16 protein-coding genes are annotated in these 15,406 nt (G+C 38.1%); all 16 read right to left on the bottom strand.

All coding sequences use genetic code 11. The annotated features are described in order from the left end of the window. Positions 1 to 155 precede the first annotated feature (155 nt). The 16 genes from AB1279_RS01295 to nuoN all read right to left on the bottom strand — a co-directional run bounded on the left by AB1279_RS01295 (position 156) and on the right by nuoN (position 15,397). The gene (locus AB1279_RS01295; protein ID WP_429757566.1) at positions 156 to 923 is read right to left on the bottom strand and encodes a tyrosine-protein phosphatase; all 768 of its coding nucleotides are present in this window, start codon (positions 921 to 923) and stop codon (positions 156 to 158) included. A gap of 174 nt (positions 924 to 1,097) precedes the next feature. Next, the gene (locus AB1279_RS01290; protein WP_429757565.1) at positions 1,098 to 1,841 is read right to left on the bottom strand and encodes a YveK family protein; all 744 of its coding nucleotides are present in this window, start codon (positions 1,839 to 1,841) and stop codon (positions 1,098 to 1,100) included. A gap of 60 nt (positions 1,842 to 1,901) precedes the next feature. Further along, positions 1,902 to 2,576, bottom strand: a complete 675-nt coding sequence (locus AB1279_RS01285; RefSeq protein WP_429757564.1) for a CpsD/CapB family tyrosine-protein kinase — start codon at positions 2,574 to 2,576, stop codon at positions 1,902 to 1,904. A gap of 370 nt (positions 2,577 to 2,946) precedes the next feature. Continuing rightward, entirely contained in the window at positions 2,947 to 3,381 is a 435-nt protein-coding gene (fabZ, locus tag AB1279_RS01280; protein WP_020061470.1) for a 3-hydroxyacyl-ACP dehydratase FabZ, read from the bottom strand. A 539-nt stretch (positions 3,382 to 3,920) separates the two neighbouring features. Further along, a complete protein-coding gene (locus tag AB1279_RS01275; protein ID WP_336482203.1) occupies positions 3,921 to 4,922 on the bottom strand; it encodes a rod shape-determining protein in 1,002 nt (333 codons plus the stop codon). A 158-nt stretch (positions 4,923 to 5,080) separates the two neighbouring features. Continuing rightward, positions 5,081 to 5,353, bottom strand: coding sequence for a sporulation transcriptional regulator SpoIIID (spoIIID, locus tag AB1279_RS01270; RefSeq protein ID WP_020061467.1), 273 nt, complete (start codon positions 5,351 to 5,353; stop codon positions 5,081 to 5,083). A gap of 327 nt (positions 5,354 to 5,680) precedes the next feature. Then, positions 5,681 to 5,815, bottom strand: coding sequence for an ABC transporter ATP-binding protein (locus AB1279_RS01265; RefSeq protein ID WP_195933967.1), 135 nt, complete (start codon positions 5,813 to 5,815; stop codon positions 5,681 to 5,683). A gap of 141 nt (positions 5,816 to 5,956) precedes the next feature. Beyond that, complete coding sequence (locus AB1279_RS01260; RefSeq protein ID WP_429757563.1) at positions 5,957 to 6,886, bottom strand: peptidoglycan DD-metalloendopeptidase family protein; 930 nt, start codon at positions 6,884 to 6,886, stop codon at positions 5,957 to 5,959. A gap of 162 nt (positions 6,887 to 7,048) precedes the next feature. Then, a complete protein-coding gene (locus AB1279_RS01255; protein WP_429754399.1) occupies positions 7,049 to 7,756 on the bottom strand; it encodes an ABC transporter permease in 708 nt (235 codons plus the stop codon). After that, positions 7,756 to 8,598 (bottom strand): ATP-binding cassette domain-containing protein, encoded by an 843-nt coding sequence (locus tag AB1279_RS01250; RefSeq protein WP_429757562.1) that lies wholly within the window; start codon positions 8,596 to 8,598, stop codon positions 7,756 to 7,758. The genes AB1279_RS01255 and AB1279_RS01250 overlap by 1 nt, the downstream gene beginning before the upstream one ends. 233 nt (positions 8,599 to 8,831) lie before the next feature. Continuing rightward, a complete protein-coding gene (locus AB1279_RS01245; protein ID WP_429757560.1) occupies positions 8,832 to 9,839 on the bottom strand; it encodes a LytTR family transcriptional regulator DNA-binding domain-containing protein in 1,008 nt (335 codons plus the stop codon). Between the two features lie 181 nt (positions 9,840 to 10,020). Beyond that, a complete protein-coding gene (spoIID, locus tag AB1279_RS01240; RefSeq protein ID WP_429753042.1) occupies positions 10,021 to 11,034 on the bottom strand; it encodes a stage II sporulation protein D in 1,014 nt (337 codons plus the stop codon). Between the two features lie 212 nt (positions 11,035 to 11,246). Continuing rightward, the gene (gene murA / locus AB1279_RS01235) at positions 11,247 to 12,551 is read right to left on the bottom strand and encodes a UDP-N-acetylglucosamine 1-carboxyvinyltransferase (RefSeq protein WP_429757559.1); all 1,305 of its coding nucleotides are present in this window, start codon (positions 12,549 to 12,551) and stop codon (positions 11,247 to 11,249) included. Between the two features lie 34 nt (positions 12,552 to 12,585). Next, positions 12,586 to 13,284, bottom strand: coding sequence for a YwmB family TATA-box binding protein (locus AB1279_RS01230; protein WP_429754398.1), 699 nt, complete (start codon positions 13,282 to 13,284; stop codon positions 12,586 to 12,588). A 69-nt stretch (positions 13,285 to 13,353) separates the two neighbouring features. After that, on the bottom strand, positions 13,354 to 13,590 hold the full coding sequence (locus AB1279_RS01225; protein WP_336482194.1) for a DUF1146 family protein: 237 nt from the start codon (positions 13,588 to 13,590) through the stop codon (positions 13,354 to 13,356). Positions 13,591 to 13,876: 286 nt separating this feature from the next. After that, the gene (gene nuoN, locus AB1279_RS01220) at positions 13,877 to 15,397 is read right to left on the bottom strand and encodes an NADH-quinone oxidoreductase subunit NuoN (RefSeq protein WP_429761266.1); all 1,521 of its coding nucleotides are present in this window, start codon (positions 15,395 to 15,397) and stop codon (positions 13,877 to 13,879) included. Positions 15,398 to 15,406: the final 9 nt, after the last annotated feature.

Raw genomic sequence — 15,406 nt, 5'->3', positions numbered from 1 at the left:
AACAACCCCATAGCTAGAGCTTTTATTTAAAAATATTGGGCATCTAACCCACCCTCACATCATGCTCTCGACGACACGCGTCTAAGGTATTTTTACCCACAGCACAACCGAGTGCCTCCGTTGATAATGGTTAGGAGACATCACCAAACGATACGTTAAAACATGCCGAATAGTTTTTTACGGCGAATGCGTTCTGGACTTTCTTTATAAATAGAATTACCACTGATAATCAAATATGGATTTTCTTTGAAGTGCATGAGTATACTGGTGCCAAATTCTTTTCCGATGACATCATAGCCATCTTGGAGATGAAACGCTCTTGTTGTTGTGTTATGAGCATCAGATGCGATCATATGCGTTAAGTTGTGTTCGATGAGTTGCAGTGAAAATTTTTTGATTTTCTTTCCGAAGTTCCCAAGTAAGCTCCCTGCCGTTACTTGGGTGAGCACTCCTTTGCTGACGAAATTGTATAACTGATCAGGTCGCTCAATGAACTGTGCATTGCGCTCTGGGTGAACAATGATAGGGATTAATCCCTTCATTCGTAATTCGTACAGCATTTGTTCTGCATAACGTGGTACGTGATTGGATGGAAATTCAATAAAAATGTATGTATTCGTTTCATTTAATGTGACGATTTGATGCATTTCATAGTCTGTTAACAAATCACCGTATAAACGAATTTCTTGGCCTGGTAAAACCTTCAATGCCACATCACTTTCTCTCAATATCCCATTAAAATGTTTTACCAGGTTAAGAATCCCTATCCGTTCGTTGACATATACTCCATTTTGATGATGGGGAGTGGCGACAATGGTATGAATTCCTTCTGCGACAGCTTGCTTTGCCATTGCGATGCTTTCTGTTACGGTCTGTGGTCCGTCATCAACACCCGGTAAAATGTGACAATGCAAATCAATCATGCTTTTCTTCCTTTCCGAATTTATACATTCTTATATTCACATTTATATATGTAAATATGTTTAATCAGCTTGGAAGAGATGTGTACAGAGCACACACCTCTTTTGTTTGTACTGTAGTAAGAAGCCCCTTCATTCTTTTTGCTCTGACTGGCTATATGCGATGCGTTGATAGCATTAAGAACCAATGGAATGTCCCCTTACTTTCTTCGCTGCTGCTCCATATGCTTTTGGTTCTTTTCCTTCTTCATCCATACGAGCTATAATCCCTAATACAGGTAAGCCAAGTAAATCCTCAATATCCTCTTCTTTTTTCAATGTGTTATCTAAGTATTCTAGTAAGAATGCAAGACCGATAGAAGCCATGAATCCAACAACAAAGGCAATTGCAATGTTTAACGTTGGGCGCGGCTTAATTGGTGATTGATGCTCTACTACTTCTGCTTTCGATAATACAGTTACGTTATCGACACTCATAATTTTTGCTACTTCAGTTTGAAACACTTCTGCTGTTGTGTTCGCAATATCGCGTGCTACTTTCGGATCTTTATCTTGCGCTGTAACAGAAATGACTTGTGAATCTTTCTCATTTGTAACGTCAATCTTCTGTGTTAAATCTTGCGCTCCTGTATTTAACTTCAGTTTGTCTTTCACTTGATCTAAAATAACTGGACTTTTAATGATTACCTTATATGTATTTGTTAATTGAACATTGGTTTGTACGTCACTGATTTGCAGAGCTGCTCCTTCTTGCTTCTTCTGGTTCACAAGAATTTGCGTTGAAGATTGATAAATTGGCGTCATAAAGAAATAGCTTATAATTGCACTAATGATGGCTGCGCTAAATGTGATTGAAAGGATCATTACTAAACGTTTTCGTAAAATTTGAAATAACTCTTTTAAACTAATCGTTTCCTCCATAAGTTCCTCCATCTTTCAGTTTTTTACGTACAAAAGAAATCATTTTATGAAAATATGATATTAATAGTAGCCATATTTACTTTTCGATTCTTCTTTGGCATTTAAGATAACGCCTAATACCTTTCCAGATGCATGCTCAAGCACTTGTTTCGCTTTTACAGCTTTCTCTTTCTCTGTCGATTCGCTGCGCACGACAAGGATAATACCATCACATTGATTAGCAAGGATATGTGCATCTGTTACAGCAAGAACAGGTGGTGTATCGACTAAAATAAGATCAAATTGTTGATACGCCTTTTGCAGCACATCTTCTATCATCCGAAATCCTAATAACTCTGCTGGATTCGGCGGAAGAGGACCAGATGATAAAAACGAGACATTTTCCATATCCGTCTCTTGTACACATTTTTCTAAAGATGCTTGTCCGGATAAGACACTTGTTAAACCATAATAAGTATCTACTTGAAAAAGCTCGTGCAACGTTGGTTTTCGCATATCTGCATCAATGACGAGTACTTTTTTTCCTTGTTGTCCAAATACAACCGCTAAATTGGCAATTGTCGTTGTTTTTCCCTCTCCTGCACTTGGAGATGTAACAAGAATGGAACGGATGTCACTTCCAACTGTAGAAAAATGAATATTAGTTCGAATGTTACGATATTGTTCAGCAATTTGCGATTTTGGTTTTATATGTGTAATTAACTGACGAACTGCTTTTCCTCTTTTCGTGAACATAAACATCCTCTCTTCCTCTAGAACATTATTTACATTTTAAAATCCATCACCCTTAATGTTCTTATATAAGAACATTGTGTTATAAAAGTCCTTGTACATCACTCGTTCATAACCCAAAAAGCCTATTTTTCTTTTCTTATGAGAATATCGTTCTTTATAATGAATCGGATATACAAATCATACATAAAATATAATTATTTATCAACACGTTTATTTTTATATTTTCAGTATATTCTTTAAATTGTTGAGAAAACGCATTAAGATGTTATGTACAGCAGGTTTTATTCCATGAACTATTCTCACTTTAAAATATACACATAGTGAAATTTTTTCATAAAAAAGAACACTCTGCCGAGTGTTCTTTTTCAAATTATTCCTTTTTATCTCCAAGCGCAAATGTAATTTCCGCTTCACAAGCAATCTCGCCATTTACTGTTGCGACTGCTTTTCCTTTTCCAATCGGACCGCGTACGCGCGTCATTTCTACTTCTAAGCGAAGCTGATCCCCTGGGCGTACTTGTCTTTTGAAGCGGCAGTTGTCAATACCAGCAAAGAAAGCAAGACGGCCGCGGTTTTCTTCTTTCTTTAAAACAGCAATTGCTCCGACTTGTGCTAGTGCCTCAACGATTAATACTCCCGGCATTACTGCATAATCAGGAAAATGACCGTTAAAGTATTCTTCATTTGCAGATACGTTTTTAATACCAACCGCACGTTTTCCTTCTTCTACTTCAAGAACTTGATCAACAAGTAGAAATGGATAGCGATGCGGGATAATTTCTTTAATTTGCTCTATGTTCAACATTATGTATCGCTCCTTTTTTAGAAATTAGTCTTAGTACTTGGTTATATATTATTATCCCACTTTATTCATTGTTTGTCATTATGAAAAAAACGAAGCAGTCCTTCCTGCTTCGTGTCGCTTTAAAAAAATGCATATACTCTTTCTTTCCTACAAATTTTAGTATAACAGAAATAACTACGGTTGACATGGAGGCAGAAAAGAGCATATGCCCAAGTTAGGGGAAGGTAATATGCCGGGAGGCACATTACCTCATGTGTCGTATTCGGCTTCATTATAGTATAAGCGCTTCCAATATGGGAAATGGCAAATTTGCTAAAATATATCAGTAAAGGCTTATTTTTCTCCAATTTCCTTTATATTTCTACATTTTTCGCAAAAACTATATATTTTTAGAGATAAATATATAGTAAATCTTCTATCAGTGGTTTTTTCTTCATCTATCTTCTTCATTTCTCTTTGAATCTTGAGGCGGAGGGCTTGCTTTCCGTAACTAGCGAAATAAAAAAACGTTAGGCATATTGCCTAACGTTCGTTGTTACTTATAGTAAAGCGCGGCGTGGTAACTTGTCGATGTTCTCAAGCATGATACCCGTTCCAACTGCTACACAGTGCATTGGATTTTCCGCGATCAATACAGGTACTTTTAATTCTTCTGCAAGAAGCATGTCAATGCCGTGCAGTAGTGCGCCGCCGCCCGTTAAAATAACGCCGCGGTCGATAATATCAGCAGATAATTCAGGCGGTGTACGTTCTAATACACCTTTTGCAGCTTGTACAATAACAGCTGCGTTTTCTTTCAATGCCTCTGTAATTTCTTCAGAGCATACTGTAATTGTGCGAGGCAGACCTGTTACCATGTCACGGCCGCGAATTTCAAGTTCTTCACTGCGTGCACCTGGGAACACTGTACCTACTTTAATTTTAATATCTTCTGCTGTACGTTCTCCAATTAATAGCTTATACTTACGTTTAATATAGTTTAGGATCTCCATATCAAACTTATCGCCTGCCATTTTAATGGAAGAGGAGGTAACGATATCGCCCATAGAAAGTACCGCAATATCAGTTGTACCTCCACCAATATCCACAACCATATTTCCGCTTGGTTGGAAGATTTCCATACCAGCACCAACAGCAGCTACTTTTGGTTCTTCTTCTAAGTATACTTTTTTACCGCCCGATCTCTCAGCAGCTTCACGAATCGCTTTTTGTTCTACAGATGTGATGTTTGTTGGACAACAAATTAAAATGCGAGGTTTTGACAAGAAGCCTTTTACGTCTAGTTTGTTAATGAAATGTTTTAACATCGCTTCTGTAATTTCGAAATCAGCAATTACACCATCTTTTAGCGGACGAATCGCTACAATGTTTCCAGGTGTACGCCCTACCATGCGTCTTGCTTCTTCACCTACCGCTAATACTTTTCCCGTATTGCGGTCAATTGCCACAACAGACGGTTCATTTAATACAATCCCTTTACCTTTTACATGAATCAATACGTTGGCCGTGCCAAGGTCAATTCCGATATCTCTCGCAAACATTCCTGTGTTTTCCTCCTCAATATATAAATCAGGCTAAACCCGAATACTTTACACCTAATTTCTAATTTTAGCATACTCTTTGTAGAAACGTAATATTGAAGAAATGAATTCTACCTAATTTTTTCACCTTTTATTAGGAATGTTTGCTGATTGTCAGATTATTGACGCACGATTTTTTCTGTATCCTCTTTTTGATACTTTTGCTTCGTTGCTTCGCCGCCGCGGAGGTGGCGAATTGACTTATGATAATCAAGAATTTCCTTCACTTCATTTGCGAGCTCTGGATTAATTTCTGGTAAGCGTTCTGTTAAATCTTTATGCACAGTACTTTTTGATACACCAAATTCCTTTGCAATCACACGAACTGTTTTTCTTGTCTCCACGATATACTTCCCAATCTTGATTGTTCTCTCTTTGATGTAATCGTGCACACCACTCGCCTCCCTAAATTGGATGTGAGAAGGGTGAAATGAGACTCGCTGCATATGACTAGGCTGTACGTTCGAATGCTGTTTGTAAGCGTTATACTTCCTGGGATTTATAATAAAATGATCCACGATTTCTCACCTCAAACACTCTCTTTGCTTTGGTTTATACCATTCTATTGCCCGCATTGTATTTATATGCTACAAGTTCTGTATTTTTGCGGACTACATTGACAAAAATTACATTTTTTCATGAGAAATCTGTGAAAATGAAAGTTTTTCTTCCTATATAGGCCCTTTAAGGGGCAAAAAAAATGACGCCTGATGAAAGCGTCATTCTTCTTGATCTATATTTTCTTCCCAAAGGCTTTGACGGGGGACTTCTCTTTTGCTCGTAATTAAATAATATAATGAAAATAAAACAAACAATAAAATAAGTGCAATCGACAGAACAAATAGCAATGACACAGTAATCCCCTCCTTTTAGTAATATATATTCGAGAATTCTGTCCAATTTCCTTGCTGTTACAGGTTTTTTAAAGATATTAATTATTTTTATATAAAAATAAAACCATCAATCCTCGTATAGAGGGCTGATGGTTTCGTATATTACTCTCCTTGGTCAGCAGAAGAGCTATCATCTTGACTTGATGAGCTATTTGTAGACTTCTCGTCTTTTTGCTTGTCATTAGCTGAACCGTTTGTTGATTTTTCTTCTTTTTGCTTGTCATCAGCTGAGCCGTTTGTAGACTTCTCGTCTTTTTGCTTATCATTCGTTGCGCCGTTTGTTGATTTCTCTTCTTTTTGCTTATCATCAGTTGCGCCATTTGTTGATTTTTCTTCTTTTTTCTTTTCTTGCTTTTCAACTTTAATATCCGCAATAGACTTGTCGAAGTAATTCTCTGGGTTTACTGCAACGTTTTCTTTACGAACTTCGAAATGAACGTGATAGCCTGCTTCTTTGTTCATTTCACTTTGCCCTGCTTTTCCTAACACTTCACCTTGATTGATTTTCGCGCCTTTTTCCACTTTTGCACTGCCTAAGCTTTGATAAAACGTTGTAACGCCATTGCCGCTGTCAACTGTTACAACATAGCCAAGAAGTGGATCTTTTTCCGCTTTTGTAACGGTACCGCTTAATGCCGCTATGACATCAAACTCTTTCCCATTTTTTGCTGCGATATCAATTCCTTTATTCGCAGAGTATGTGTTGTTATAAAAGACAAGTGCTTGTTCTTGCTCTTCGGCTGCTGCTTTATCTTCGTAAAACTTCTTCTTTACAACAACGTCGGCTGCATTTGCAGCTGGCATCTTCACAACTTCTGAAGATTTTGTAACTGGCATTGTAGGAATTTCACTTACGTTTTGCGGCGCTGCTTGATTTTTATCAGGCGTCTTTTTCGTATTCGTTGCCTGATACCATAATGCAACTGTTAAAATTACCGCTGCACACACAATGTATAGTGTCGGGAATACCCAACGCTTTTGAAATAAATGCACTACTTTTCGAGAAGACTTCTTGTTTTCCCTCTCTCTCATTCTATCATCACCTCAGCAATCATTTTGAACAAGATTCATCCATCCTATACAATCTAAAACTGATTACTTTTCGACAAAATTTGTAAAATTATGCATCTGAATTACAAAATTTCCGAGGAAATGATAAAAAAAAGAAAAAACTGAGCCAAAATGCTCAGTTTTTTAGTCTAGTTGTTTCTTTTTGTAGACGAAGAAGCAAATCACCATCAGCGCTGCCATCCAAATGGCGTTATTAATTAAATGCTCTTGAATAGCGAAGAATTCCTTTCCACGCATTGCTTTATCGAGACCCTCTGTAATATGATTTGTCGGAAGAAGCCTAACCGTTTTTATTACAACTTCATTTTTTACAAACCCTTGTAACATCGGTCCCATCATAAACAATAAGAATACCGGCAGACCTATAATGGATGTCTGTGCAATATTTTGTGATAATAACCCAACAATTGTACCTAATACAATACATAACAATGTACCAAATAGAATAATTAGAACTAACATTCCAATGTTTCCTTTTAAAGTTCCTAAAATTAATAAACTAACGAAGCTTGCTGCTATGACGAATACTATCGTTAATATACTTTTCCCTAAAATAACTTCCAATGGATTTGCCGGTGATAACATCAAGACACGTAATGTATGCTTTTCCTTTTCTTCAGCAATAATAATAGCTTGCACATAACATCCTACCATTGTAAGCGTCATTGAAATCGTAAAACTAGCTAAAAACTCTTTCTGTGAACCCATATTACTATAGAAAAGAGAGAGTAGAATTGGCAGCAGCGCCATAATTAAAACTTGTGAATTCTTCCCTGCATCATATATTTCCTTCCGAACAATCGCCGAAAACCTCTTCATAGAAAATGTCATCATAATCCCCTCCCAGTTACTTCAATAAAAATGTCCCCTAACGTCGGCTCATAAGAATGAATTGATAGTAATTCACCTTTTCTCATCCATTCTGAAATACGTTTCGCTCCTAATTCATCTTTTTGCACTGTTTCTTTTTTCTTATCTTTTAACACAACTTCAATTTTATCTTTCGCATATTGCAGTCGTAAGTTTTCTGGCGTATCCAGTGCGACAATTTCCCCGCCGCATAAGAACGCGATGCGGCCGCAAAGTGTTTCTGCTTCATCCATATTGTGAGTCGTTAAGAAGATTGTCGTTCCTTCTTTATTTAAATCCCTTAAGATATTATGAATGTTTTGAACATTCACCGGATCAAGCGCTGATGTTGGTTCATCTAAGAAAAGAATATCGGGTTTATGCAAAATGGCCCTCGCTAGCGTCACGCGCTGCTTCATTCCTTTTGAGAGCTTTTTCACCTGCGTCTTTTTATCATCTAATAAGTTCACTTGTGCTAATACTTCATCGATTCGTTCTTTTTTACAATCGTATAAGTCACAAAATAATAGTAAGTTATCATAAATGCTAAGTCTTTCATATAAACCGCTATTATCTGTTAAAATACCAATTCGTTTATAATCAATGCTGCCTGGCCCTGTAATATCTTGTCCTAGCACTTTTACCGTTCCTACACTATGAAGTAACTGCGCAGTTAATATTTTTACAGTTGTTGTTTTTCCAGATCCACTCGGACCAAGAAACCCGAAGATTTCTCCTTTCTTTACTTCAATATTTACATTGCGAAGCGCTGTTTTGCTATCGAAGTTTTTCATCACATCTTTCATTTCAATTGCCAACGTCATTTCGTCATCCCCTTTGCTTTTCATTTATAGATAAAATGCGCTTTGGCGACTGGCTAGCCGCCTCCGCTTGTTTGTTTACGCTTTTCTTGAGTCAATCATATGAAAAACAAAAGGGTTTTGCAGTAAAATACCGGTAAAAGGAGTATTTTTACCGGTGAATGGCGCATAATTTCAGCTCATTGAAACACCATAAGAGGCGAGTGAAGTAATATCAGGGTTAACGCAACATACATTTACAGTCCAATTACATCTTTCAATTCATCCATTCTTCCTTTTGACAGCGGAATTGATGTTTTTCGTTCATCATCTAGGATTAAACTATAGCTGTTTCGCGTCCATGTAATCACTTCTCGTACACGTTGTAAGTTCACAAGGTAAGAGCGATGACACCTGAAGAATCCGAAGCCTTTTAATCGCTCCTCTAATTCACTTAACGTAAGTGCACAAGTAAAATCACCATCACGCACATGAATATGTGTAATTCCATTTTGTGTTTCAATAAATTGCATTTCCATTGGATCTAATAAAATAATTTTATCGTTTACTTTTGCCGGGATGCGTTCTAATTTCATTTGCGGAATCATTTCGATTACCTTTTCGTCTTCAGACTCTATCTGTTCTTCTTGTTCAATTTCCACTTTTTTCACGCCATCTGGATGTAATACGTACACGTCCTCCGTTAAAGATAAAGCATCTGAAAGAAAGGCAGAAGTAATAAAAACAGCTTTTCCCTGTTCTTTTAACTTCGTAATGACATTTCGAATAATAATTGTACTTTCAATATCTACGTTTTGTTCCGGTTCTTCCAAAATAACAAGCTCCGGATTATGTACCATACTTCTCCCAATATGAAGGCGGCGCTTTTCAGAAAAGGTTAGCTCCCTTATTCTTACCTCTTTTTTATCCAAAAGGCCCACAAACTGGACAACTTCATCTACCGATAATCCATTACCATACAATCCTCGCCAAAAAGTAAAGTAATCTTTTACCGTGAGTCGTTCGTACGCCTCATCATCTAAAAAACAAAAACCGATTCGAGAAAAAGAATGTTTCCCAAGCGGCTGGCCATCAAACAATACTGTCCCCGTCGATGCTTCTTCTTCTCCCATGATAATGCGGTGCAGCGTTTTACCAATATGATTATTGCATTGCAGCACAACACACTGCCCATTCTCAATTTCTAACTGAATAGATGGCAAAACATTCGTCTTTGCCAATTGGTTCAGTTCTAATAACGCCATCCTCTCACCTCTACTTTGGTTTTTTATTCCATTATATCAAACATCATTTGGAAAATTATGATTCTTTTATGCGGATTTTACATCACTTATCGGCGCTTTGATACCATTTAAAGACCATTCGACAAAATTAGAACTCCTCAGTCACGCACGAAAAAAAGCATAACGCTTCTGCGCTATGCTTTTACTTCTTCGCCGTTAATTTTCCCTCATACTGATTCAATGCTGAAATTGCCACGCCTTTATAATAATGTTCAACAATATCTGTATACGTCTTACCTTCCTTGGCCATTCCATTGGCACCATATTGGCTCATCCCAACGCCGTGACCATAACCTTTCGTTGTGACAATAACTTGGTCTCCTTGCTGCTTCCACGTAAAGTCAGAAGAACGTAAACCTAACTTATCTCGTACGTCTCTTCCCGTTAACATTTTCCCTTGAAATTCAACTTCCTTTACGCGCTTTCCTTCTGTACGTTCTTTAATGTTGCCAACATTACCATTTGCTAATACTTTCACGCCAAGGCGCTTTTGAAAGTCAGCAACAGTAAAGGTTTGTTCTTTTGGTGCTTGTTGATCCCACGGACTACTTACACTTTTTAAGTATGGATAGTCGCTGCCCCAATAATCTACGGCATTTTCTGTATAGCCATTACTTGTCGAGAAGAATGACGCTGTAATTGGACTCCCTTCATACGTTAAAACTTGTCCGGCTGTTTTCGATACCGCTTCTTCAATACGCTGCATTTTGCCTTCATACTCTTTTCCCCATTGTTCTTTTAGCTCTTCTTTATTTCTGTACACTTGATTGTCTACTGTATCTGTTACATCTGCTTTATTTTGAAGCTTTTGCCCGCTTAACATCCGCTTCACAACGAATGTACGTGCCGCTAATGCCTGTGCTTTTAATGCTTCTATTTCAAAACTTGCTGGCATTTCTGCAGCGACAACTCCGGCAACATAGTCTTCAATTCCAACAGTTTCAACCTTCTTTTGTTTGCTGCGATACACAGATACTTGCACATTTGTTTTTGTAGGAGAAGGAGCTTGCGCACTTTGCGCTGCTGGAGGAGCAGAAGGCGTATTATGCTTTTCCTCTTTCGCTTTTGCAAACGGAAAAACAAGCATGCTTGGTACGATAATCACTAACGCTACTAATAGCGTTACGATGACCATAATTGGTTTCGTAGTTTTCATTGCTTTCCTCCACTATGAAATTAGACTCATTTCATTCTTATGGAGTAAGACAAGCATTTAGAACAAGTTCTTTTTCTTCTTCCTAACATGACACGAATTTAAATTTTTAGAATATTTGTAATGAAACAGGCATAAATATTCTGTTTTCTGACTATAACAGTAACAATACATAAAAAAATAGCTTCCATGCCAAAGCATAGAAGCTATCCCTATTAAGCGTGAAGATCAGATACTTGTTGTTCTGCTACTTCTTCCACTTGTTCAGTTACACGTTCAATATCTGCACCTAATGCAGCTAACTTGCCATGGAAATTTACATATCCGCGGTCAAGATGTTTTAATTCTGTTACGCGCGTATGACCTTCAGATACTAAACCAGCTAAGATTAATGCTGCTGCAGCACGTAAATCTGTTGCTGCTACTTCAGCACCTTGCAGGTTACCTGGTCCATTCATAATTACAGAACGGCCTTCGATTTTAATATCCGCATTCATACGGCGGAATTCTTCCACATGCATGAAGCGGTTTTCGAATACTGTTTCCGTAATCATGCTTGTGCCGTTCGCTTTTAATAATAATGCCATCATTTGTGATTGCATATCTGTTGGGAATCCTGGGTGTGGCATCGTTTTAATATCAGCCGCTTTTAACTCATCTGGGCCAATAACGCGTACACCTTCGTTTTCCTCAATAATTGTAACGCCCATTTCTTCCATTTTCGCTGTAATAGAGCGTAAATGTTCTGGTACAGCATTTTCAATTAACACGTTTCCACCTGTAATTGCTGCTGCCACCATAAATGTTCCTGCTTCAACGCGGTCAGGAATAATTGAATGGTTTGCACCATATAATTTATCGACACCTTCAATACGAATTGTGCCAGTTCCAGCGCCGCGTACTTTTGCGCCCATTGCGTTTAAGAAGTTCGCTAAGTCTACGATTTCTGGCTCTTTTGCTGCGTTTTCAAGCACTGTTGTCCCTTCTGCTAATACAGCAGCAGACATAATGTTTTCTGTTGCCCCTACGCTCGGGAAATCTAAGTAAATTTTCGCACCTGTTAATCTACCGTCTACATACGCTTCAACAAACCCGTTACCAACTTTTACTTTTGCTCCCATAGCTTCAAAGCCTTTTAAATGTTGGTCAATTGGACGTGAACCGATTGCACAACCACCAGGAAGCGCAATGCGTGCACGACCATTACGTGCTAAAAGCGGTCCCATTACAAGAACGGACGCGCGCATCTTACGTACATATTCAAATGGTGCCTCGATGTTTAGTTCTTTGGATGCATCAATTGTTACCTCATTGTTTGCAAAAGATACTTCTGCATTCAAATGACGTAATACTTCATTAATTGTGTATACATCTGAAAGTTCTGGTACTTCAGATAGTACATTCTTTCCATCACTCGCTAATAGGGCTGCAGCGATTATAGGTAATACAGCGTTTTTTGCGCCCTCTACGCGCACTGTGCCGTTCAACCGCTTTCCGCCACGGACGATGATCTTTTCCAAGTTATTCCCCTCCGTGTCCTTTTTTCACATATATTCAATACTCAGAAGTTATGATCGGTGTGCCAACCACAATTGTATTCTTGTTGTTCGTAGAACGTATTGCTATTTGCACATTGATTTTCTCTTTATTTGTTGAAAGAGCGTCATTCCATTTTTTATTATATGCGGAGACTGACACAAATGCTCTTTCTTCTACTTTTTCAATCATTCTTGCTGAAAGATCTTTCAAAACTTCATTGGCTTTATCTTGCAAAACACCTTCAATCTTATCACTGAGCGCACCTTGAATACAAGTATAAATTTTTGGTTTTGTATTAAAAATTTTATTCGTTTTATCAATATATTTTGGGTCCCAATTTGCCCCGCTCACTTCATATATAATGAAAGTGTTTTCTTTAGTATTTTCCATTGTCCACGTAACTACTAGCCTTTCTTCATGAGAAGAAAAACTTTTTTGTGCTGTTGCTTTATAACCGTCCCTAGAGTGTTCAATTTTCCATTCTTCTACATTTGCACGTTGCTTAATTTGACTAAGTAACTCTTCAAACGTATGTATATTTGAAATTGTCTTTGTTTCCCGCGCTAACCAAGACCAATGCTCAACATCTGCACCATGTTTCTCTAAAGCTGCGATCATACTTTCCATTTTTTCCTGATCGCTAACAGGTTTCATTTCTCTATACCCAGCTAAAAATATAACAGCACTCACAACAATCAAAAGCACGGCTTGCATCTTTTTCACGTTCATCCCCTCCTAGTCCCCATTGTTGACGGAGAAGGATGGTTCTATACGTTGTACTTTTTACTTTACAAGGTACGTTAAACTCTTTGAATACCCTAAATAATCAAGGAAAAAGTTACTCACAGATGCACCGATGGCAATCGTTACAAGGATCATGAATACTCTCATTTGCAGTACTTTTCCTGATTTCATCAGGCGTTCTACGTGAAGGCCCTGCAGCGCCCACCACGTAATGGTAATAAACAGTAAATGCGACACAATCGCAATGAGTGCTTGTTGCCCTAAAATTTGCGCCATAGAAAATCGACCCCTTCATCCCGCTCTAACGGGCAGTAACTTTCGTATATCTTGATGCATAACTGCCCGTATGAACCCGATTGGTTCAACTAATCTTTTTGGAAAAAATCGTTCCCAAAAGATAGTTTCACTTTATCCCGCTCTAACAGGCAGTAATTTTCGCATATCCTGATGCATAACTGCTCGTATGAACTCGATTGGTTCCATCCACTTACTACTTGTATAGTAAACAAAAAATAACCAAAATAAAAAGTGTAGAGTACATGCTCTACACTTTCAATTTTTACTATTGTACCACGTTCCCAACAAAGAAGAAATCCTTCATAAGTGGAAAATAATCGTAAAAGAAATGGTATCCGATTGCTGGCAATATACCAAGCACGACTGTTGCAATTGCACAAAGGCTTACAACTATTTTCAAGTTAACCGGAAGAACGATACGCTCTTCACTTTCTGCGCGGCGGAAAAATATTTGCTGCAAAATGCGGAAATAATAGACGAACGAGATTACCGTTGTCCCCATCATAATTGATGCTAGTACGTAATGAGCCGGCTGGACGATAAAGGCTCCTAAAAAGATGTTAATCTTCCCAATAAATCCCGCTGTCCCCGGAATACCAGCAAGTGACAACATAAAAATTGTCATCATGACCGCTGCAAACGGTGATCGTTTATATAAACCTGCAAAAGCAGATACATTTTCTTGTCCCGTTTGTAAGATTATTCCGTGAATAATCGCAAATGCTCCGATATTCATCAGTACATAAGCAAGCATGTAAAACCACATGCTATCCATAAGGAATGGTGACAACGCTACGAACGGTACAAGTAAATAACCAGCATGCGCCACTCCTGAATACGCAAGCATTCGTTTTATATTGTACTGCTTTAAGGCAACACTATTTCCAATAATCATTGTGATACCAGCAAGAACTGCAATATAGATGCCCATATTACTTAATAGTGATGTTGTTTCATTTTGAACAGGAATTGCTGCGAAAATAACTAAGAAAATGCGAATAATCATCACAAATCCAGCAATTTTTGATACTGTTCCTAACAACGCTGTAACAGGCGTTGCTGCTCCTTCATACACGTCAGGCGCCCACATGTGAAATGGGACGGTCGCAATTTTAAAAGACAAACCGACAAAGAGCAGGATAAACGCAAGTGCCAGCAAAAGTTGTATATCACCGCTCACTCCTTGTATAAACAAACCCTGCATATCTAAAATATTTGTTGAACCTGTCAGTCCGTACAAATAACTCATTCCAAACAGCGTGATTGCTGTAGAAATACCACCATTAATTACGTACTTCATTGCCGCCTCATTCGAAGCTTTATTGTTCTTACGAATGCCGACTAAAATGTACGAAGACAATGATAATAATTCAAGGCCGATGAACAATGTAATAAAATCGCTGCTAGACGCCATAACCATCGCACCAAGAAGCGCCGTTAAAAATAAGTAATAATATTCTCCCAGGTCTTCAATCGGCTGCTTGGCATCGTCGCTCATTGCAATGAATAAAACGAGAAGACCGCCAAGCAATAAGAGTGTTTTAAATGCCTTTGAAAATCCGTCTAGTATAAATGATCCATCTAAAATCTCTCCGGCCGGTGCACCGTACAAAGTAACGAGCGCAACAAGTGCGAGTATAACAGTTCCAATTGCTCCGTACGATAAATTCCGGCGATGAAACGTTTGTTTCGCGAACAGATCAAGAAGAGATAGAAGAATAGCGCCGCCAATGAGGATGAACTCCGGCGTCATTAAATGCCATGATAATCCTAGTAATGTTTTCATATCCATCTT

It is taken from the genome of Bacillus sp. S14(2024), assembly GCF_050473785.1.
GTDB lineage: Bacteria > Bacillota > Bacilli > Bacillales > Bacillaceae_G > Bacillus_A > Bacillus_A yunxiaonensis.
Note: the sequence above shows the minus strand (reverse complement) of the source record. Positions and strands in the feature narration are given on the sequence as shown.

Coding starts and splice junctions, on each gene's coding strand:
- AB1279_RS01290 (WP_429757565.1), bottom strand. CDS start 1,841: ATGGAGGAAACGATTAGTTTAAAAGAGTTATTTCAAATTTTACGAAAA.
- AB1279_RS01250 (WP_429757562.1), bottom strand. CDS start 8,598: ATGACGTTGGCAATTGAAATGAAAGATGTGATGAAAAACTTCGATAGC.
- AB1279_RS01255 (WP_429754399.1), bottom strand. CDS start 7,756: ATGACATTTTCTATGAAGAGGTTTTCGGCGATTGTTCGGAAGGAAATA.
- AB1279_RS01245 (WP_429757560.1), bottom strand. CDS start 9,839: ATGGCGTTATTAGAACTGAACCAATTGGCAAAGACGAATGTTTTGCCA.
- fabZ (WP_020061470.1), bottom strand. CDS start 3,381: ATGTTGAACATAGAGCAAATTAAAGAAATTATCCCGCATCGCTATCCA.
- spoIID (WP_429753042.1), bottom strand. CDS start 11,034: ATGAAAACTACGAAACCAATTATGGTCATCGTAACGCTATTAGTAGCG.
- AB1279_RS01230 (WP_429754398.1), bottom strand. CDS start 13,284: ATGCAAGCCGTGCTTTTGATTGTTGTGAGTGCTGTTATATTTTTAGCT.
- AB1279_RS01225 (WP_336482194.1), bottom strand. CDS start 13,590: ATGGCGCAAATTTTAGGGCAACAAGCACTCATTGCGATTGTGTCGCAT.
- AB1279_RS01295 (WP_429757566.1), bottom strand. CDS start 923: ATGATTGATTTGCATTGTCACATTTTACCGGGTGTTGATGACGGACCA.
- AB1279_RS01260 (WP_429757563.1), bottom strand. CDS start 6,886: ATGAGAGAGAGGGAAAACAAGAAGTCTTCTCGAAAAGTAGTGCATTTA.
- AB1279_RS01285 (WP_429757564.1), bottom strand. CDS start 2,576: ATGTTCACGAAAAGAGGAAAAGCAGTTCGTCAGTTAATTACACATATA.
- AB1279_RS01275 (WP_336482203.1), bottom strand. CDS start 4,922: ATGTTTGCGAGAGATATCGGAATTGACCTTGGCACGGCCAACGTATTG.
- nuoN (WP_429761266.1), bottom strand. CDS start 15,397: ATGAAAACATTACTAGGATTATCATGGCATTTAATGACGCCGGAGTTC.